Here is a 19709-nt window from a genome sequence, read left to right as displayed (position 1 = left end):
GCGCCGAGTCTAAACAGGCTCCGTCGTAATGAACAGATTGGACGCCGCCTTCCTGTGGGTTCGTGACCTCAGGCTGTAATCCGGCCGGATGCGGGATGGTCCAGACCCATGACCGTGCGCTCGTGCTTGAGCAACCAGGCCTTTCGATCCGACCCCCAGGCATAGCCGCCGATGCGGCCGTTCTGGCCGATCACGCGGTGGCAGGGAATGACAATGGCCAGGGGGTTGCTGGCCACCGCCCTCGCCACGGCGCGTGCCGCCGTCGGCTGACCCAGTTGCTGGGCGATGTGAGCGTAGGTGCAGGTCTGGGCGAAGTCGAGCCGGTCCAGCGCCAGCCAGACCCGTTGCTGGAACGCCGTTCCCCGGGGCGCGAGCGGCAGCTGGAAGTGGGTCCGCTGGCCGTCGAAATACTGCAGGTACTGCTTCTCGGCCACTTTGAGAATGGAGACGTCGCTGTCGCGCGCCGGTTCCTCGCAAAAGGCCGCTTGAACGATGCGGCCGCCCAGTGCGTCGATACGAAAGGCTCCCTGTGGCGTATCGAACACGATGGTGTCGGTGAGTGATTGAGTCATGGCACACCTCGAAAAGTCGACTGGTTGGTCAGAAAATGCTGGCGATTTCCCTCGCCGCTGCTAAGCTGTGCGTCCGGTTCCATGAAACGAGTACCGGATATTATGCACGTTGAATATGACATTAAGTTGGGGTTCAAGGACGTCATGATCCGCCCCAAACGCTCTACCCTGAGAAGCCGCTCCCAAGTCTCCCTGGAGCGTACCTACCACTTCCGCAACGCCGATCGCAGTTGGACCGGGGTGCCTGTCATCGCCGCCAACATGGACACCGTCGGAACCTTCGAGACGGCCCGTGCCATGGCGGACGAACAACTGCTGACCGCAGTGCACAAGCATTACAGTGTAGACGACTGGCGTGAATTTCTAGCCTCGGCGTCCGATGCGGTGTGCAACCTGATCATGGTCAGTACAGGCACATCCGACGCGGATTTCAAGCGACTGGAAGAGATTCTGGCGCTGGACGACCGGCTGGTGTTTATCTGCATCGACGTGGCAAACGGCTACTCCGAACATTTCGGCAACTTCGTCTCCCGTGTGCGGGCCGCCTTCCCGAGTCATATTCTGGTGGCCGGCAACGTGGTCACCGGCGAAATGACGGAGGAACTGTTGTTGGCCGGTGCGGACATCATCAAGGTGGGCATCGGCCCGGGCTCGGTGTGCACCACCCGCGTCAAAACCGGTGTCGGTTACCCCCAGATCAGCGCCGTGATCGAATGCGCCGATGCGGCCCACGGGCTGAACGGGCATGTTATTTCCGACGGTGGCTGTACTTGCCCGGGCGATGTCTCCAAGGCGTTCGGTGCCGGTGCGGATTTTGTCATGCTGGGCGGCATGCTGGCCGGGCACGACGAGAGCGGCGGCGACCTGGTGGAGGAAAACGGACGACAGTACCGGACGTTTTACGGCATGAGTTCGGATACGGCCATGCAGAAATACCATGGCGGCGTCGCCAACTACCGCGCCAGCGAGGGTAAGACGGTCAAGGTGCCGGCTCGCGGTCCCCTCGCTTTGACTCTGACCGACATTCTCGGCGGTGTGCGCTCCACCTGCACCTACGTGGGCGCGGCCAAGCTGAAAGAGCTGAGCAAGCGCACCACCTTCATCCGGGTCCAGGAACAGGAAAACCAGGTCTTCCGCAACGACTGACCCATCCGGCGTCAGGAGTCCTCCGCCTGTTTGGTCGACGGGGGGCGCGCGGAGCGTTGCGCGATCAGATCGGCCAGACTAATGCGATCGGCGATCAGCACGGACTGAAGCGCATCCAGCACCGAGCGTTGCGCGCTCTGGATGTCATCAAAGACGCTGCGGTGCAGATTCGCCTCCTCGGGTGTGGCCACCTCGCATTCCAGACTGTAGCGGGCGAACCCGGTCAGTTCCCGGAGGATGCGCGCCAGATGGTTCGGGCATTCGCAGTCGATGTCCGGCTGCCATTCGATCAGCATGTCCAGTTCCTGCTGGCTGAACCCGGCCTGGGTGGCTTCGAACCGATTCAGCAGCCAGCGTGGATGCGGGCGACCCCGTTGCGTCTCATACCCCAGGTCCTCCAATGTACGTAACTGCTGACGATTGGCGAATTCGTACCAGAGGACGGCCTCCGGAGTTTCGGCCGGGGGCAGGCCGGAGACCACGTCGTCGGTCAGCGTGGGCATCTCCAGCACCCACAGGTCCGCTCCGCTGTGCAGATCGTGGGGCGCATCGACCGGCAACAAATCCATATGCGGCAATTGCGCGGCCATGCTGGTGAAACTCGGGCCACACCAGGCAATGACATGTCGTTGGTTGTCCCGGTCGTTGTGCTGGCGCAGCCGGGCCAACGGCCATTCCGCCAGCGTCGCCAGGCTGAAACCCTGGTGCCGCAGGCGTTGTATCAAGCGAATGCGTTCGATATCCGATTCGGTATAGCGCCGTTGGCCGCCATCGCTGAGCGCGGTTGGCCCGATGTCGTATCGTCGGTGCCACTGCCGCAGCGCGTGAACACTCAATCCCGCCAGTTCGGCCACTTCGCCGATGCGTTTGCCGTGTGTCATTCGTCGTTTCCCGTCCAATTGCGTTGAAGATTTTGACTCTGTCCAGCTTCTGTCTAGCTTGGGGGAACGAAATCCCCTTTTTCTGATCCGATATCGATACAAGGTACGAACCAAGGCCGGAAAGGTATCAATCGGAGTCGCTATGAATGCTCACAACCCAGCCTGGTTCGCGGCGGCGGAAGAGACTGAATACAGCAGTTACGCGCAATGGAGCCGGCAGCACCCTTTGCTGACGGTCGAGCAGGAGCGGTATTGGTTGAAACAACACCAGGACAGCGTCCGTGCGCTGATTCTGTTGACCCAGGGAATCGGTCGGGGCTGGTGGCAACAGCGCTACCCGAATCTGGACTGGGCAGCCGGTGATTGGGTGGACACCCTGTGGCGCAAGCGGCCCAGTTACAGCGAACTCAACCAGGCCCGGCGCTGGTACCAGCGTCGTTTTAAAGGCCCGACGATGGCCGGCCGTCTGTGGCGTCGCCTGACCGAGGCCCGCGAAATGCTGCTCGGCTCGAACATCCGGCTGGTGTTCAGCGTGGCCCATCAGCACACCGACCAGGGGCTGGATTTGCGCGATCTGGTGCAGGAAGGGCAGCTGGGTCTGATGCGGGCGCTGGAGAAATTCGATATACGCCAGGGCACCCGGTTCTCGACCTACAGCCATTACTGGATTCAGCAGTTCATCCGCCTTGCGCTGAAGAACCAGGCCAGCCTGATCCGCAAGCCGACCAACGTCGTCGACGACCTCAAGCGGTTTCAGCGTCAGGTGGTCGCGGTGCAGCAGCGGTACGGCAAGACGCTGTCAGCGGCGCTGATCAGCCGGGAGCTGCAGATGCCGGAAACCCAGGTGCGCCACTATCTGGAAATCGGATTGACGCCGTTGTCGCTGGACACACCGCTGACCGAGGATTCCAGTAACCATTGGTCGGACACCCTGGAAGACACGAACCCGACCACCGAAGAGGCCGGTGAGCAAATCGAAGCCTCGGAGCAGGTGCGGCGTTCTCTGGACGTCCTCGACCGCCGGGAGCGCATCATTGTGGCGATGCGTTACGGCATCGGTCATGGTCGGGAGTATGGCTACCGGGAAATCTCGGATCAGTTGGGCGTCAGTCGCGAACGGGTACGGCAGATCGAGAAGGAGGCGCTGCTCAAGTTACGCGAGGCGTGGCCGAGCTGAGCCGGCCACCGGACGGGATTATTTGGGGAGGCCGGTCCAAAGCTTGGGGACTGTGTATCGCCAGCGTTGCAGCCATTGCTGGCTGTCGCTGAGCAAGTCCCCGGTGTGAACAAAACCGTTGTGCGCGAGCACACCCTGGGAGGCGAGGTTGGTGGTGGCGGTCACGGCGACGACATAGTCCAGTTGGTGCTCCAGGGCGGCCTGGCACAGCCATCGGGTCAGGGCCGAAGCATAGCCCCGGCGTCGATAATCGGGATGCACCCGATAGCCGATTTCCACCGTGCCTTTTTGCGGAGGACCCTTGAACCCGCCGGCGGCGACCCAGTGCCCGTCGATACTCAGATGAGCCGGTTGATACCAGATCCGGTCCCGGGGCTGTCGCCGCATGTGATCCAGAAGATCCCGCAGCAATTCGGTCTGGCCAAAGAGTTGGCGGCAGGTTTCCGGATCCTGGAGCAACCGCCGCAGTTCAGCGGGGCGGCTCCAGCGGATGTGGATGTCCGTCCCGGTTTGTTTTTTCATCGGTCGGGTGTCAGTCGTTGTCGAGCAGATCCCGCGAGCGCAGATCGGACAGTCGCTTCATCAGGTGCTCGAGCTCGGCATGTTTTTCACGGCGCTCGGCCACCCGGTCTTCCAGAAAGTCGATGACCTGTTTCTGCAGCTTGGTCTTGCTCAATCGATTGATGTTGGTGATGCCGCCGGGGTTACAGACGTTGACTTCCAGCAGGCGCTCGCCGATCAGGTCGAGGCCGACGAAGTCGAGTCCGTCCTGAACCAGCTTTGGCCCGATCTTGCGACATACCTGGCGCTGCGCTTCGGTCAGCTTCCAGGAGTGGGCGCTGCCGCCGGCCTGGATGTTGGCCCGCACATCGCCCTCGGCCGGCTTGCGGTGGTAGGCGCCGATGGCCTTGCCATTCAGCATCAGCACGCGCACATCGCCGTCCTGCGCACCTTCGATGAACTCCTGCAGGATGACGTAGTTATTGCGTTCACGGTCGATGTAAAAGTCGAGCAGGGAGTTGATCGACGACTGGGCTGATTTTTCCAGCACGATCACACCGTGACCGCCGCTGCCGTCGAGCGGTTTCAGAATCAACTTGTCCTGCTTGCTCTCGCGGATAACGCGCTTGAGGTATTCCTTGTTCTTGGACACGTGCGTCTCGGGCAGGAACTTGTTGCCCGGGTCGTGAAAGGTGGTGGTGTACAGCTTGTTGCTGGCTTTGCGCAGGCCGTCGACGTCGTTGATGACCAGGGTCTCGTTCTTGACCGCGTCGAGGAAGCTCAGCACCGTCGGTTCGATCGGCGGATCCTTGCGCACCATGATGCAGTCGAAGGCGTGCAGCGGCAGCATCTTCTCATCGAAGCGGATCTTCTTGTACAGGCTGGCCACGCTCTCCGGCACCTTCTCCAACGGCTGGATCACCTTGGAGAAACCGTTGACCACATTGTTGCGCACGGTCAGATTCTGGGGGTACAGCAGAGCCACCTTGTGCCCGCGAATGAGGCATTCCTGGATCATCACCAGGGTGGAGCTTTTACCCGGTTCAATGTCTTCCCAGGCGTTGATCAGAAAAGCGATGTACATGGCGTACCCTTGTGCCGGATTTCGAATAAGAGCCTAAACCCCGGGGCCATTATCGGCAACCGGGAGTGGCGCGCGCAGTGTAAGGCCAGTAGGGCGGTTTACGCTAGTGATCAGGAGCCTTTCAGGCCTCGGTAACTCGGGTAGCCAATGGTGCCAAACCCGTAGGGCAGAAGAGCCCCAGGCGATATCTGCCGTAATGTGCACCCAGGCAATGGCCAATCGATTGCCACGGTATAAACGGCGGATATCGCCCTAGGGCTCTTCTGCCCTACACGTTCTCGCCCCGCAGGGTGTAATAGCCGCCCACCACCCGGGTAAAGGTCGTTACCACGCACAGCCCGAAAAACACCCACGCCAACACAACAAAATGCTCCGGAAACAGGCACATGGCGACGAAGAAGGCGATGGTCTCCGTGCCCTCGGCGATACCGCCCAGGTAGAAGAACCCCTTGCTGGGGTAGACCATGTTGGTCAGCCCGCGCCGTTCGGCCAGGATGGCAAAAGCCAGAAAGCTGCTGCCCGTGCCCATGAATCCCCACAACAGGAAAGCGGCGGGCAGGGCGTTTTGCGCGGGGTTGGCGAGGGCGAAACCGGCGATGATGGCGGCGTAGAAGACGAAATCGAGGACGATGTCGAGGTAGGCGCCGCCGTCGGTGGCACCCCGGAGCCGGGCGAGTTCCCCGTCGAGCCCGTCGGCGAGGCGATTGAGACCGATGGCGATCAGCGCGAGACCGTACCATTCCAGCGCGAGCAGCGGCACGGTGGCCAGACCGACAACGAAACCGGAGAGAGTGACGGTGTCCGCGCCGAGACCGGTGCGGTTGAGGCTCTTGGCCAGGGTTCTCAGCGGGGGTTTGACCAGGGCGAGGCTCCAGCGGTCAAGCATGGGCGGTCTCCAGTTCGATCAGTAAGCCGGTGTCGGGGTGGTCGGCGGGGTCGTGGGTGACGAGCAACGCCGGGATATTGAGGTCGGTGATGCGGTTGAACACGAAGTCGCGAAACTGGCCGCGCAGTTGCAGGTCCAGTTTGGCGAAGGGTTCGTCGAGCAGGATCAGCTTGGGTTCGGCGAGCAGGGTGCGCAGCAGGCTGATGCGGGCGCGCTGACCCCCGGAGAGGGTGGCGACATCGCGGTGGTCGAAGCGATCCATGTCGGCGTCGATAAGCCCGCTGCAGATGCGTTCGCGTTGCTCGGATTTGGACAGGCCCCGGGGCAATGCGAAGACGAGGTTCTGGTAGACGTTCAGATGCGGAAACAGCAGGTCGTCCTGAAACAGTATGCCGACCTGGCGGCTCTCGACCGGTACGTCGAGCAGGGAGCGGCCGTTCAGCCGGATGTCGCCGGTGCAGTCGAAGGTCGGCGGCAGGGTGCCGGAGATAGCGGCCAACAATGTGGATTTGCCGGAGCCGCTGGGGCCCATGATGGTGCCGATCTGGCCTTTGTCCAACTGGACGGTCAAAGGGGCGAACAGCGGGTGTTCGTCCAGTGTCACAGTCACGTTTTTCAGTTCAAAGGTCATGGTTGAGGTCTGTGGTTTGTCCGTTGAATATGAGTGAGTGCCAATCGGCCGCGCCGGCGACCTGGGGTTCCCATTCGGGGTCGCCGTAAACCCATCCATGGGGGCTTGACGGCCGCCGTCCGGGCGGCCGACATCCCCGAATGGGAACCCCAGGCCACCGACGCTCAGTTTGGTGGCTTGCTCCAATACTAATTCTCATGTCATGAATGGTTTCGCCGTCGAGTAGGGTGGGCACTGCCCACCATGGAAGGATACCTCGGCTCCGGCTTGTATTTCTGGCTAAAGGTTGTGCCCAGTGGTTGCTTACCATGGGCTGGTGGGCGGTGCCCACCCTACCTGACTCTTCCATTCAGACCTCCAAGGCTCAAGATGGTGCCATATCACATCCATTTCGTTGTCCCTTAGTTGGCAGTCACCCAGATTCCCGAGGGCACTTCAGACTAGCGCCGGGTGCCGGGTAGTCCTATTCGGGGATGTCGGCAGCCATGGATGGCTGCCGTCAAGCCCCCATGGACGGGTTTACGGCGACCCTGAATAGGTCTACCCGGCACCCGGTGCGGGTTCTGGCACTTCAGTAGCCTCATCGGTGCTGCATCGCCCGGTGGTGCCTGTATCGCCAGGCCGGTAACAGTATGGCCAGTAAGAATCCGAGCAGGGGCAGGCCCTGTTGGACGAGGGCGTAGACGGCGGTGGTGCGTCGGTCGCTGCCGCTGGCGAGGCTGACGGCTTCGGTGGTGACGGTGGCGAAACGGCCGCCGCCGATGAACAGGGTCGGCAGGTATTGAGCGACGGAGACGGCGAAACCGGTGGCGAGGGTGTAGGCGATGGGGCGCCAGAGCATGCCGAGTTTGATCTGCCAGAAGCTGCGTACTGTGCTGCCGCTGAGGCTGATGGCGACCCAGGCGTAGCGGTCGTCGAAGGCGCGGTAGGGGCCGCTCAGCGTGAGAAAGGTGTAGGGCAGCACGAAGACGAGGTGGGACCAGACGAGGACCCACCAGGTGCCGTCGATGCCGAGCCAGATGAGGCTGACCTGGAAGCCGAACAGGAAGGCGATCTGGGGGACGAGCAGTGGAAGATAGAGGACCCAAAGCAGGTGTTGGCTGTTGAAACGGCTCTGGCTGTAGCGCAGGCGGACTTCGTTCTCCAGCGCGCCGATGACCAGGATCAGGGCGATGACGGCGCTGGTCAGGCCGGTGCTCAGGGTCAGCCAGAGCGGGTCGGCGATCCGGTCGAGCGAGTCGGTCCAGTGACGCAGGCTGAACCCGGCCGGCAGGGCATCGGGGTAGCGCCAGCGGTCGGCGATGGACCAAAGCAGCAGGATGCACAGGGAGCCGGCGTAGGCGATGGCGCCGACAGCGACGGACAGGCCGCCGAGCATGCGCAGCGAGCCGGCCTTTTGCCAGCGCCGGCCATTGGCGAGCCAGCGGGTGAGCAGCCGGTGGCCCGGGTATTCGAGCAGGCGCAGAAACAGCAGTGAGCCAACGGTGACCAGCAGCAACAGGGTCGCTCCGGCAGCGCCGGGCAGGCGCAGCAGCAGGTCGGGGTCGTTGAACAGCCGGGTGACCAGGACGGCGAGCGTCGGCGGTGTGGTCGGGCCGGCGATCAGGGCGATGTCGACGACGGACAGGGCGAAGGCGACGACGGCGTAGAACGGCAGCCGCAGCCGGTCGTACAGCGGCGGCCAGAGCAGCATCAGCCAGGTTTTCAGGCGGCCGTAGCCGAGGCTATGGCCGAGCCACAGGGTTTCGCGCACCTTGAGGGCGGGCAGGGAGGCCAGGGCCATAAACAGCAGAAAGGGGATTTCCTTGAGCGCAAGCACGCCGATCAGGCTGAACCCCCAGGGGTCTTTGAACGTCAGCCAGTTGGGCGGGATAGACGGCCAGCCGGTGACGGTTTCAATGATGCGCAGCAGCCAGCCGCTCGGCGCGACCAGGAAACCGATGCCGATGGCGAAGGCGGCGTGGGGCACGGACAGAATCGGGGCCAGCAAACGCTCCAGACGCCGGAACGGACGCGAGGGGTAGAACGCGACCAGGATGATGGCGGTGACGGCCAGAGCGAGGACGGCCGATCCGAGCCCGGTGACCAGCGTCAGCCGCAGCGCATGCCCGACGCCCGGGTAGGCCATCAGGTCAACCCAGGGCGCGAACGTCAGTCGGGTCTGGTCAAGCGCCGGAAACCACCCCAGAGCCGGCAGCCAGGTGCCGGCCAGGCCCAGAACCACCGGCGTCAGGAAGGCGGCGATGGTCAGGCGTGGAAACCAGCGCAGTATGGCCGGTCTCAATTGGCGTAACGTTCCTGCCAGGCGCGTTCCAGGGCCTCCACCCAGCTGGTGTGCGGTTCGCGCAGAACGGCGCCGAGTTCATCGGCGCTCAGCGTGGCCTTGCCCTGGGGCAGGGCTTCGAACAGGGCGCGGTCTTCGGCCGGGAGTCGGTCCACGTCCAGCACGGTGGGGTCACCCCAGATGTCGGTGTTGGCCTTGCGGGCCTGGGCTTCGGGCGACATCAGGAAGTCGGCGAGAACCATGGCCCCTTCGGCACTGCCGCTGTTGTAGGGAATGGCGACGAAGTGGGTGTTGCCTATGGAGCCGTCGTCGTGAACGTAGGTGCGGATTGTCTCCGGCAGTTCGCCGGTGGCGATGGCGTTACTGGCGTCGTTCGGGTTGAAGCTCAGGGAGATCGCGATTTCACCGTCGTTGAGCAGTTGCTTCATTTCCGGAGCGCCGGAGGTGAAGGTCTGGCCGCGACGCCACATCAACGGGTGCAATTGGTCGAGGTAGTCCCAGAGCGGAGCGGTCACGGCGTCGAAGTCGGCGTTGTCGACCGGGTTATACAGCGGTGTGCGGTTGTCGGCCAGTTCCAGCAAGGTTTGCTTGATAAAGGTCGTGCCATAAAAGGACGGCGGTGCCGGGTAGGTCACACGGCCCGGGTTTTCGCGGGCGAAGTCGAGAAGGCTTTCCATCGAGGTTGGCGGTTCACCGATTTCGGCGCTGTCGTACATAAACACCAGTTGCGCCATGCCCCAGGGCGCTTCCATGTTCTCGACCGGAGTGGTGAAGTCGAACAGGGTGGTGGGTTTGTCGGCGGTGTCGACCCATTGGTAATTCGGCAGCCATTGCGTGAACGGGCCGTACAGCAGGTCGTTGTTTTTCATGGCGGCGAAGTTTTCGCCGTTGATCCAGACCAGATCGACCGCGCCGTCGGTATCGCGACCGGCGGTTTTTTCCGACAGCACCTGGCTGACCACATTGCCGGTTTCGGTAACCTTCACGTGTTGAACATTCACGCCGTACTCTTCCTGAACGCGCTGGGCGGCCCAGTTGATGTAGTCGTTGATCACGTCGCTGCCGCCCCAGGCGTGAAAGTAGACGGTCTGGCCTTCGGCGGTGTCGGTAATCTCATCCCAGCGGTCTTCGGCCTGGGCCGTACCTGCAGTGAGGGCGGCGGCGAAGGTGGCGGTCAGGAATAAAGCGGATTTGTACATTCTGTGTCCTTCAGTCGTGTGTCGATCGGAGTTCGTTGAGCATATTGGAGGTGAGACCGGGATTTCCAGACAAAGTTCCGGCTCGCTTGCTACGCAAGGCCGCTCATTTTGGTTCAGAGCATCCACTGTCGGTGCCCGGCTGTTCGATTAAAGACAGTTTTTCGATATTCACATCAATGAAATCGAATTACGAAATCCCCCGTTCAAAACGGTAAATCTTGTAACTTAACAACAAATGGCCGTTAAGAATTGACAAAAAGTGTATGCAACGCCCCCGCCTTTTGCCACGGTTCTGTGGCGGTTTCAGCGGTGGCTATTGCGAACCGGTGCCCGAATGGTCGATCTGCTGGGTTTTCCGGGCGGCACTATTCGTGTGCTTGGGACGGCCCGGGTGGATCGGCAAGCCGGAACAGGGAATCTCTGATCGAACGGTCAGGTGTCGCTTTCTTTCAGTCTTACCTCTTTGGGATGACGCATGTCAGAAATTCTTTGACGAATTATTGTTTTTTGTCCTGGCCCGGGCGCAGTACACTGGCGGCGCCTATCAAGACATATCAATAAAAGAATTTCCAAAAACAAAACGACTCAGTTACGACGCTGGACAATCCCCAATTTAAGGAGACCAACGCGATGGCCGCTTTTTCCCCTCATGCCCATGTGGACCTGAGCACCCCCTTGCTGCTGGAGTTCGCCGTTCGCCGCGAGGAAGGCGAATTCGCGAGCAACGGCGCATTCGTGGCGCGCACCGGGGTTCGTACGGGCCGGTCCCCGAAGGACCGTTTTATTGTTGAGGAGGCGAGCAGCCGCGACAACATCGAATGGGGCAAGGTCAACCAGCCTTTCCCGGCCGACAAGTTCGATGCCTTGTGGCAGCGGGTCTCCGACTATGTGAACGATCGCGAGCACTTCGTCGGCCATCTGGAAGTGGGCGCCTCCGAGCGGCACGCCGTGTCGATGCAGGTGACCACCGAACTGGCCTGGCACCAGGTGTTCGCACGTAACCTGTTCATCGTACCGGAGCAGTGGAATGTCTCCGGTCGCGATACCTGGGAAGTGATGAACGTACCCAGTTTCGTCTGCGATCCGGATCGCGACGGTACCCACAGCGACAGTGCGGTGATCCTCAATTTCGAAAAGCGTCGCGTGTTGATCGCCGGTCTGTACTACGCCGGTGAAATGAAAAAGGCGATGTTCTCGGTCCAGAATTACCTGTTGCCGGCCGAAGACGTGTTGCCGATGCATTGCTCGGCGAACGTGGGCGACGACGGCAAGACGACGCTCTTCTTCGGTCTGTCCGGCACCGGCAAGACCACGCTGAGCGCGGACCCGGACCGCTTCCTGATCGGCGACGACGAACACGGCTGGGGACCGGGCGAGGTCTTCAACATCGAGGGTGGTTGCTACGCCAAGTGCATCAACCTGTCCGAAGCGAACGAACCGGTGATCTGGAACGCCATCCGCTTCGGCACCATTCTGGAAAACGTGGTGCTGGGCAAGCATCGCGAGCCGGACTACGCGGACGACAGCCTGACGCAAAATTCCCGCGCGGCCTACCCGCTGGAGCACATCGAAAAGCGTCAGCCGAGCAATCGCGGTGACGAACCGAACGCGGTGGTCTTTTTGACCTGTGACCTGAATGGCGTATTGCCGCCGGTCTCCAAACTCTCGAAGGAAGCGGCCGCCTACCACTTCCTGAGCGGTTACACCGCCCTGGTCGGTTCCACCGAGATGGGTGCCGGCAGCGGCATCAAAACCACCTTTTCGACCTGCTTCGGCGCTCCCTTCTTCCCGCGACCGGCCGGTGTCTATGCCGAACTGCTGATGAAGCGAATCGAGCAGGCCGGTACCGACGTCTACCTGGTCAACACCGGCTGGACCGGTGGCGCCTACGGCGAAGGCAAACGCTTCAGCATTCCGGTGACCCGGGCCGTGATCAGCGCCATCACCAGCGGCGCCCTGTCGGATGTCGAGACCAAGCACATCGATGGCCTGAATCTGGACGTGCCGGTTGCCGTGCCGGGTGTCGATGCCAAACTGTTAGAGCCGCGCCAAACCTGGAAGCACGAAGACGATTACGATGAGCGCGCCAAGGCGTTGATCGAGGAGTTCCAGCAGAACTTCGCCAAGTACGATGTGGCGGACACCATCGTTGAGGCCGGGCCGCACCTTTAGTTGTGGTTCCATGGCTGGGCCTGCTACCAGTACCGTGGCTGGGTTCGCCCCTGAGGCGGGGGTAACCCTCCCAGGGGCCGCCATGAACCCATCCATGGGGGCTTGACGGCAGCATCCCTGCTGCCCACATCCCCTGGGAGGGCCACCCCCGCCTCAGGGGCTTGCTGGGGTGCCAACGTAGGGTGGGCATTGCCCACCATAGAAGGATACCTTGGCTCCGGTCTGTCTATTGGCTGAAAGTGGTCAGTCTGTAGGTTGGATTAGTCGCAGACGTAATCCAACGATCCTGGTTGAGTCTCCCAAACCTAAGCGGGCACACTAGGTTGGATTACGCCTTTGGCGAAACATCGGCCGATCCAACCCACGACCTCAACCAACCCCTCACTGTATTGTCTTTTACCCCGCCCGGGGCGACACTTCCCGCCATGACGGAATTCGAACTGATAGAACGCTGCTTCGGCGGCTGGTCCCTGACCGATCCCGGTCTGATCGTGGGCCAGGGGGACGATTGCCTGGTGTGGCAGGACAGCGCGCCCCTGGCGATGTCGATCGACACGGCCGTATCCGGCCGCCACTTCCCGGAAAACGCGACGGCGGAACAGGTGGCGCAGCGCGCCTTTTTGCCGGCGGTGAGTGATCTGGCGGCCATGGGCGCGGATCCGGCGTTCTTCACCCTGGCGCTGACGTTGCCCAAAACCGTGGACGATGTCTGGTTGCTGGCGTTCGGTCGACGGTTGCGCGAGCTGGCGGAGCAATGGGGGCTGGTTCTGGCCGGTGGCGATACCACCTCGGGGCCGGTTGCGGTGATCTCCGTGCAGGTTCATGGCCGGGTACAGCACCCGCTGTTGCGCTCGGGGGCGCGACCGGGTGACGACGTCTGGGTGTCCGGGCAAACGGGTCTGGCCGCCGCCGTCTTGCCGAACATTCTGGACCCGACGCTACCGCCCGTGCCGGAGCACTGGCTGGCGGCCTACTGGCAACCCGTCCCCCGAATCGAGTTGGGGCAAAAGTTGGTCGGCCTGGCGTCGGCCGCGATTGATGTTTCCGACGGTCTGGCGGCGGACCTCGGGCACCTGGCCGAGGCCAGCGGCGTGCGCATCCATGTCGATTGTGAGCGCCTGCCCATGGAGACGGAGTTGCGGACGCGTTTCGGCGAGGCGGTCTGGGAGACGGTGCTGGCCGGCGGGGATGATTACGAACTGGCCTTTACCGCACCGGCGGAACACCGCGAAACCCTGGGCTCGCTGGGCCGGTCGTTCAACCTGGCACTGACCCGCATCGGCCGGGTGGAGGCGGGCGACGCCGGCGTGCAAATCCGGCATAATGGCCGCCCGCTGACCTTGGGGCACCGGGGCTTCGAGCATTTCTGAACACCCGGATACCCCTCTTCGTGCAGAAACACCATCAGACAGGAAGGATCGCATGACCGAACATTCGGCTCGTCGCTGGCACAATCACTGGACGCACTTTCTCGCCTTCGGTTTCGGCAGTGGTGCCCTGCCCAAGGCGCCGGGTACCTTCGGCACTCTGGCGGCGATTCCGGTGTTCCTGGTGCTGGCGCAGGCGCCGTTCTGGTTGTATGCGGTGTTGGTGGTGCTGGCGTTCGTACTGGGGTGCTATCTGTGCGATTGGGTGTCCCGGGATATGGGTGTGCACGATCACGGCGGTATTGTCTGGGATGAGTTCGTCGGGTTCTGGATCACGATGATGCTGGTGCCGGTGAGTTGGATCACGGTGGTGCTCGGGTTTGTTCTGTTTCGCTTTTTCGATGTGCTGAAACCCTGGCCGATCAAATGGTTCGACCAGCGGATTCACGGTGGCATCGGCATCATGATCGACGACGTCATTGCCGGCGTGTTTGCCTGGGTGTGTTTGCAGGGGATTGTTTGGGTGGCTGGTTTTTAGTTAGGTGGTTGGGTCCGCATGGGGTGCCGGGGTGGACCCTTGCGGGGTCGCGCGGTATGCCGCCCACTCAATACGTCCATGTAGGCTTGACCGCAGCATCCATGCTGCGAACATCCCCGCCAGGGTCCACCCCGACACCCCATGCTCGCAACTCGAACCAAGCTCCAAACTGCGTAGCCAGGTAGGGTGGGCACCGCCCACCATAGAAATAAAACCTCCCACGGAAACAACCCAATACCTCCTGTGACTCCTTATCCTTCCCATGGTGGGCCGTGCCCACCCTACGGAACCCTCCGCACCATCAACATTCCGGTAATTCGCCCTTCTTCCTCCACAACCAACTCATCCTCGACGGGCCCGATACGTGTCTGCTCTCGCAACGCATCCAACAACGCCCGCCAATAATCGACAAACGGATCGGGCCTTTCCATCTCGAATTGCACCTCGCAAAACCGCGCACTGCATTGCAACGCCAACATGCCGGCGTTGTGTTGGTACCGGTCGTTCTGTTGGGCCAATACCGGTTCTATCAGGTCATACAGTTGCTCCTGGTACGGGTAGTCCGGCGCCTGAAGGATGATCTGGTAGTGTCGCTGCACACGCTCCAGGTGTTGGCGGGGGTGGGCTCGCATTTGTTCACGCAGGATGTCGGAGTCGTTCAACGGGTGCGGGTAGGCGAGCATGGAGTCGAGCCGGTATTGCGCGTCGAGGTCGCTGAGTTCGGCCTGTCGTTGCTGTTGCTCGGCGATCCGGTCGGCAATGGCCTGGTCGAGCTCGGCGAGGCGGTCTTCGATGTCGGATTTGCGTTCTTCGTAAGCGGCGAGAAAGGCATCCCGCTCGGCCTGGTAGCGGTCCAGTTCATCCATCAGGGTTTGCGCGCGCGCCTGGGCGAGGCTGTGCTGGCCGCGGATGCGGTCGACTTCGGTTTCCAGGCGTTCGATGTTTTCGACCAGGATGTCTTGTTGGTCGTTCAACTCGGGCTTGGTTAATTGCAACGGCGGTTGCTCTTCCAGCAAGCGTTGCGCGGCCGGTTCCGGCGTCGGTGGTTGCAGATAGTAATGCAAGCCCACGGTGCCGCCGAAGCTCAGCAGGAACACCAGCACTGTCGTCCAGACCACCTGTTTCATGACCCGGCTCCGAGAATCCAGACCTGTATCTGCACACCCTCGCCCCGGTACTGGTGCGCCCCCGCCAGCCGCGTCAGATCATACCAATCCGTCCGCTCCAAATCGTGATAGATAGCCTCGTAGGCCTGGTAATACGGATCCTCCCATTCGCCCGACAAATGCAATTCGCACAAGGACTGCCGGCACTCGATGATCACCCTGTTCAGATCGTATTCCGACAAAAACCGGCGCAATGGCCCCTCATACCGAGCCGCGAAACTGACATCCCGGGGTTCCTTGATAAATCGATTGTGAGCCCGGGCAACCTCGCCGCCTTCGCGCACGATCAGATCCCGATACACCGACGGAAGCGCCATCAGCGAATCGCCATCCTCCAACGGCACGAAACTCTCCGTCTCCGACATCGCCCGCTGATAATCCCGGTACCGGCTCACCAGATCGATGTACAACTGCGTCTGCTCCTCCTGCGTCATCCGCACCCGTTCCTGATGCAGCGACCGGTACGTGCGCACATCCGCCTCCAGCGGTGCCAGATAATCGTTCACCGAATTCAATCGCGCCAAAGCGTCCGACCGTTGTCGTTCAAGCGCTTCCACCCGGGACTGGTAGATCGCGTTTTGCAACGCCAGCGATTCCCGGGAGTCGGGCGTGACCAGTGCTTTCAGGGACGTAACGAAATAGGTTCGGTCCGGCACCCGGTTCAAATCAAGCCGATAGACGAAGGAATTCCCCGACCAGATACCCAGGATGATGGCCAGCAGGCCGGTGAACAGCAGGGTTGGGGTTCGGCTTTGGGGCATTGTTGTGGCCGTGGTTGATTGAATAGTGTGCAGTTTAGGTGGGGATTTGTTGGGTGGGCAAGTTGGGGGGGGGAGGCGGTGGGATAATTCGGGGGTTGGTCAGTGTATTTGGTGGGCGGTGCCCACCCTACGATGTGGCGAGGTGTTCCAGTTGGGTTCGATCACATTATGGCGGTGATGACGTGGCACAGTTGCGAGCGCCGGGTGTCGGGGTAGACCCAGACGGGGATGTCTGCAGCATGGATGCTGCGGCCAAGCCTACATGGACGTATTTACGGCGACCCCGACTGGGTCTACCCCGACACCCGGTGCGTACCCAGCCCCATGGATGGTTTCACGGCGCCCCCTAATGGACACCCCCCGGGCACCAAGCGCGGACCCCGGCACCCGGAGCGAACCCAAGCTCCCGGCACGGACCAGTGCCAGCTCACTGGATCAACGCATTCAACCCCAAATCCCGGAGGTGATTGTTGATCAACCCTCGCAGCTCGGCCTCGGTCGCGCAATCCCGGGCCTGGTCCAGCAGGGCGATGCAATCGCCGATGTGCAAATAGCGGATCAGCCACTTGATCCGGGGCAGATGGAACGCCGACAGACTCAGAGTGCGAACCCCCATCCCCAAGAGTAATACCACCGCCGCCGGATCCGACGCCATCTCCCCGCAAATGCTCACTGGCAGATTCAACCGCCTGCACTCCCGCACCAACCCGCGCAACGCCTCCAGCACCGCCGGGTGCAGATGACTGTACAACTTAGCCACCCGCGGGTTGTTCCGGTCCACCGCCAACAGATACTGCGTCAGATCGTTCGAACCGATCGACACGAAATCGATGGTGTCGCGCAGACGCGGCAGCAGCCACAACACCGCCGGCACCTCCACCATAATGCCCACCGGCGGCTTGCTGACCGGGTGGCCTTCCTCCTTCAACTGCGCCACCGCCTCGTCGACCAGCGCATGGAAACGCTCCAGCTCATCCTCACGGCTGAGCATCGGGATCATCAACTGCAGGTTCTGGGTCTCGATGTTGGCGATCAGCATCGCCCGGATCTGGTCGAGCAGAATGTTGCGATAGTCCAGCGTGAAGCGAATACCCCGCCAGCCGAGAAAGGGGTTTTCCTCCTTGATCGGGAAGTAGGGCAGGGCCTTGTCGCCGCCGATATCCAGCGTACGCATCACCACTGGCTTCGGCGCGTAGGCGGTGAGCACCCCCCGATAGATGCGCACCTGCTCTTCCTCGGTCGGGAAGGTATTGTGCACCATGAACGGAATTTCCGACCGGTACAGACCGATGCCCTCGGCGCCGCGTTCCAGCCCCGGCGTAATGTCCGCCAGCAGGCCGGTGTTGGTGTAGAGCCGCACCCGGACATTGTCCTTGGTCTCCGCCGGCAGCGTCTTCAAATGCGACAGATCCGCCTGCAGCGCCCGCTCCTGGCGGGTCAACCGCTCGAATTCCTCGCGCAGACTGGCTGGGGCGTGGGCGACCACCTGACCGCGATACCCGTCGACGATGATTTCGGTGTCGTGCAGCGTCGTCAGGTCTTCATCGCCGATGCCGACCACCGCCGGAATCCCCAACGCGTTGGCCAACACCGCCGTGTGCGACAGCGCCGACCCTTCCAGGCTGACGATGCCGACCAGCTTGTCGCGGTCGATGCGGGTGAAATGGGAGATATTGATGGTCCGCCCGACCAGAATGACCGGATGATCGGGTTCGATCCGCTCCGTCAGTTCCTCGTGCATGTGGCGATAGATGCGCACCGCCAGCACGCGTAAATCCTCGGCCCGGGCCTTGAGATACGGGTCTTCCATGGCCTCGAACACGGCGATCTGCCGCTGCATGCCGCGTTTCAGGGCCGTGCTGGCACTGACTTCCGTTTCCAGCTCTTCTTCAATGGCCTGGTTCAATTCCGGGCTGACCAGCAACAGCTTGTAGACTTCCAGTAGAGAATCCAGCGTATCGCTGCCCGCGCCCAACTGATCGAGCCCGGCGTCGAGTTCCTCCTGGGTCTCTTCCAGCGCTTCCTGGATACGTCGCCGCTCGAAATCGACACCGCTGCCGTTGCGCTCGGGAATGTCCTCCATGCGGATGTCGTCTTTCACCACATAGGCCGGTGCGATCTGAATGCCCGGCGCCCCCTTGATGCCCTGGAAGCGCAGGACCGGCATCTGGCTGTCGGCGGTCGGTCGCGCCGCCTTTTTCAGATTTCCGGCCAGGCTGCCCGCCATGTGAGCGGCCATGGTCACCAGAAAGGCTTCTTCCTCTTCGGTGAACCGACGGGACTCGCGCACCTGCACCACCAGTACGCCGAGCGTCTGGCCGAGATGGATCATGGGTACACCGAGGAAGCCTTCGAAGCGTTCTTCGCCGGTTTCCTCGAAGTAGCGGAAGCGGGGGTGCTGGCTGGCGTGGTCGATGTTCAGGGTATGCTGACGCTGGGCGATGGTGCCGACGAGGCCGTGGCCGGGGGTCATTCGGGTTTTGCCGATGGCGTTTTCGGCCAGCCCCAGGGTGGCGGTCAGGACGAGTTCGCCCTGTTCGTTCATGACGTAGAGGCTGCAGACGTCGACTTTGAGGGCGGTACGGATGCGTTCGACGATCAACCGGACCAGGGCGCCGCTGTCCGTGACCTGGGCGGCGGCTTGCAGGATACGTTTGGCGGTGATCAGGGGGTTGAGCATCTAGGGTGGCCTCGTGGCGTCGACAACGATAAACAGCATCCCCTCTATTGTCGCTGGTTTCAACGGGCTGTACCACTGGTCGTTAAGGTTCGGTGCCAGTGGTTGTCGTTTGTGGCCGGGATTGCGGTGCCTTGGTTCGAATTGTGCCAGGAGTTCGCGATGCGAGGCGCGTGATGCTCTTCCGGAGACCGCCGTAGACCCGTCCATGGGGGCTTAGCTTCGGCATCCATGCCTCAGATGTCTCCTCCAGAACATCCCCCGCCCCGATCGCTTAATTCCGGTATCACCGCTTACTTCCAAATCCCTTAAACCAATGAATAAACATTTAGCCATCTGGCCAAGTAGGGTGGGCACCGCCCACCAGTGGACCAGGCACTAACATGACCACTGGCATGTAGTTGGATTACGCCCACCAATATGTAGGTCGGATTAGACCCGAAGGGTCGTAATCCGACGATGGTGGTTCTGGCACTATCAAAGCCAATGGCACCATGTTGGATTACGCCTACCGGCTATTCAACCTACTTACTGCGGTCAAGCCTACATGGACGTATTGAGTGGGCGGCACACCGCGCGACCCTGAAAGGCCCTGCGCGGTACCGAACACGGATTCAACCACAGTCCCAAGAAGCCTAACCAACCACATTCCCATCCATAGACTCAT

General features: G+C 61.7%; 16 protein-coding genes. 5 read left to right on the top strand and 11 right to left on the bottom strand.

Annotated elements, in window-relative coordinates:
- Positions 1 to 68: 68 nt before the first annotated feature.
- On the bottom strand, positions 69 to 572 hold the full coding sequence (locus IE111_RS03095) for a methylated-DNA--[protein]-cysteine S-methyltransferase (RefSeq protein ID WP_189607008.1): 504 nt from the start codon (positions 570 to 572) through the stop codon (positions 69 to 71).
- 102 nt (positions 573 to 674) lie between these two features.
- Here IE111_RS03095 and IE111_RS03090 point away from each other — a divergent pair, with 102 nt between their 5' ends.
- The gene (locus tag IE111_RS03090) at positions 675 to 1718 is read left to right on the top strand and encodes a GMP reductase (protein ID WP_189607007.1); all 1044 of its coding nucleotides are present in this window, start codon (positions 675 to 677) and stop codon (positions 1716 to 1718) included.
- A gap of 11 nt (positions 1719 to 1729) precedes the next feature.
- Here the strand turns inward: IE111_RS03090 and IE111_RS03085 are convergent, their stop codons facing one another.
- Positions 1730 to 2599: a MerR family transcriptional regulator gene (locus tag IE111_RS03085; RefSeq protein WP_189607006.1), complete on the bottom strand. Its 870-nt coding sequence runs from the start codon at positions 2597 to 2599 to the stop codon at positions 1730 to 1732.
- A gap of 142 nt (positions 2600 to 2741) precedes the next feature.
- On the opposite strand from IE111_RS03085, the gene IE111_RS03080 reads away from it, so the two are divergent.
- A complete protein-coding gene (locus IE111_RS03080) occupies positions 2742 to 3776 on the top strand; it encodes a sigma-70 family RNA polymerase sigma factor (RefSeq protein WP_189607005.1) in 1035 nt (344 codons plus the stop codon).
- Between the two features lie 18 nt (positions 3777 to 3794).
- On the opposite strand, the gene IE111_RS03075 is transcribed toward IE111_RS03080, so the two are convergent.
- The 6 genes from IE111_RS03075 to IE111_RS03050 all read right to left on the bottom strand — a co-directional run bounded on the left by IE111_RS03075 (position 3795) and on the right by IE111_RS03050 (position 10361).
- A complete protein-coding gene (locus IE111_RS03075) occupies positions 3795 to 4298 on the bottom strand; it encodes a GNAT family N-acetyltransferase (RefSeq protein WP_189607004.1) in 504 nt (167 codons plus the stop codon).
- 10 nt (positions 4299 to 4308) lie between these two features.
- Positions 4309 to 5361, bottom strand: a complete 1053-nt coding sequence (gene gshB / locus IE111_RS03070; protein ID WP_189607003.1) for a glutathione synthase — start codon at positions 5359 to 5361, stop codon at positions 4309 to 4311.
- Between the two features lie 268 nt (positions 5362 to 5629).
- Positions 5630 to 6247 carry a CDP-alcohol phosphatidyltransferase family protein gene (locus IE111_RS03065; protein WP_189607002.1) on the bottom strand — a complete coding sequence of 206 codons (618 nt, stop codon included), beginning with the start codon at positions 6245 to 6247 and terminating at the stop codon, positions 5630 to 5632.
- Positions 6240 to 6878 carry an ATP-binding cassette domain-containing protein gene (locus IE111_RS03060; RefSeq protein WP_189607001.1) on the bottom strand — a complete coding sequence of 213 codons (639 nt, stop codon included), beginning with the start codon at positions 6876 to 6878 and terminating at the stop codon, positions 6240 to 6242. Before IE111_RS03060 ends, IE111_RS03065 begins: the two co-directional genes overlap by 8 nt.
- A 580-nt stretch (positions 6879 to 7458) precedes the next feature.
- The gene (locus tag IE111_RS03055) at positions 7459 to 9162 is read right to left on the bottom strand and encodes an ABC transporter permease (protein ID WP_229805170.1); all 1704 of its coding nucleotides are present in this window, start codon (positions 9160 to 9162) and stop codon (positions 7459 to 7461) included.
- Positions 9159 to 10361, bottom strand: coding sequence for an ABC transporter substrate-binding protein (locus IE111_RS03050; protein ID WP_189607000.1), 1203 nt, complete (start codon positions 10359 to 10361; stop codon positions 9159 to 9161). Before IE111_RS03050 ends, IE111_RS03055 begins: the two co-directional genes overlap by 4 nt.
- Positions 10362 to 10991: 630 nt before the next feature.
- Here IE111_RS03050 and IE111_RS03045 point away from each other — a divergent pair.
- The 3 genes from IE111_RS03045 (at position 10992) to IE111_RS03035 (ending at position 14438) form a co-directional block, all read left to right on the top strand.
- Positions 10992 to 12533 (top strand): phosphoenolpyruvate carboxykinase, encoded by a 1542-nt coding sequence (locus IE111_RS03045; RefSeq protein WP_189606999.1) that lies wholly within the window; start codon positions 10992 to 10994, stop codon positions 12531 to 12533.
- Between the two features lie 425 nt (positions 12534 to 12958).
- Positions 12959 to 13903 carry a thiamine-phosphate kinase gene (thiL, locus tag IE111_RS03040; RefSeq protein ID WP_189606998.1) on the top strand — a complete coding sequence of 315 codons (945 nt, stop codon included), beginning with the start codon at positions 12959 to 12961 and terminating at the stop codon, positions 13901 to 13903.
- Between the two features lie 52 nt (positions 13904 to 13955).
- Positions 13956 to 14438, top strand: a complete 483-nt coding sequence (locus IE111_RS03035) for a phosphatidylglycerophosphatase A family protein (RefSeq protein ID WP_189606997.1) — start codon at positions 13956 to 13958, stop codon at positions 14436 to 14438.
- Positions 14439 to 14719: 281 nt separating this feature from the next.
- Here the strand turns inward: IE111_RS03035 and IE111_RS03030 are convergent, their stop codons facing one another.
- The 3 genes from IE111_RS03030 to ptsP all read right to left on the bottom strand — a co-directional run bounded on the left by IE111_RS03030 (position 14720) and on the right by ptsP (position 19045).
- Entirely contained in the window at positions 14720 to 15565 is an 846-nt protein-coding gene (locus tag IE111_RS03030) for a hypothetical protein (protein ID WP_189606996.1), read from the bottom strand.
- Positions 15562 to 16365, bottom strand: a complete 804-nt coding sequence (locus IE111_RS03025) for a hypothetical protein (RefSeq protein ID WP_189606995.1) — start codon at positions 16363 to 16365, stop codon at positions 15562 to 15564. The genes IE111_RS03030 and IE111_RS03025 overlap by 4 nt, the downstream gene beginning before the upstream one ends.
- A 427-nt stretch (positions 16366 to 16792) precedes the next feature.
- Positions 16793 to 19045 carry a phosphoenolpyruvate--protein phosphotransferase gene (gene ptsP / locus IE111_RS03020; protein ID WP_189606994.1) on the bottom strand — a complete coding sequence of 751 codons (2253 nt, stop codon included), beginning with the start codon at positions 19043 to 19045 and terminating at the stop codon, positions 16793 to 16795.
- Positions 19046 to 19709 lie beyond the last annotated feature (664 nt).

It is taken from the genome of Saccharospirillum salsuginis, from assembly GCF_014651855.1.
Classification (GTDB): domain Bacteria; phylum Pseudomonadota; class Gammaproteobacteria; order Pseudomonadales; family Natronospirillaceae; genus Saccharospirillum; species Saccharospirillum salsuginis.
This window is presented reverse-complemented; position numbering and strand designations above follow the sequence as displayed.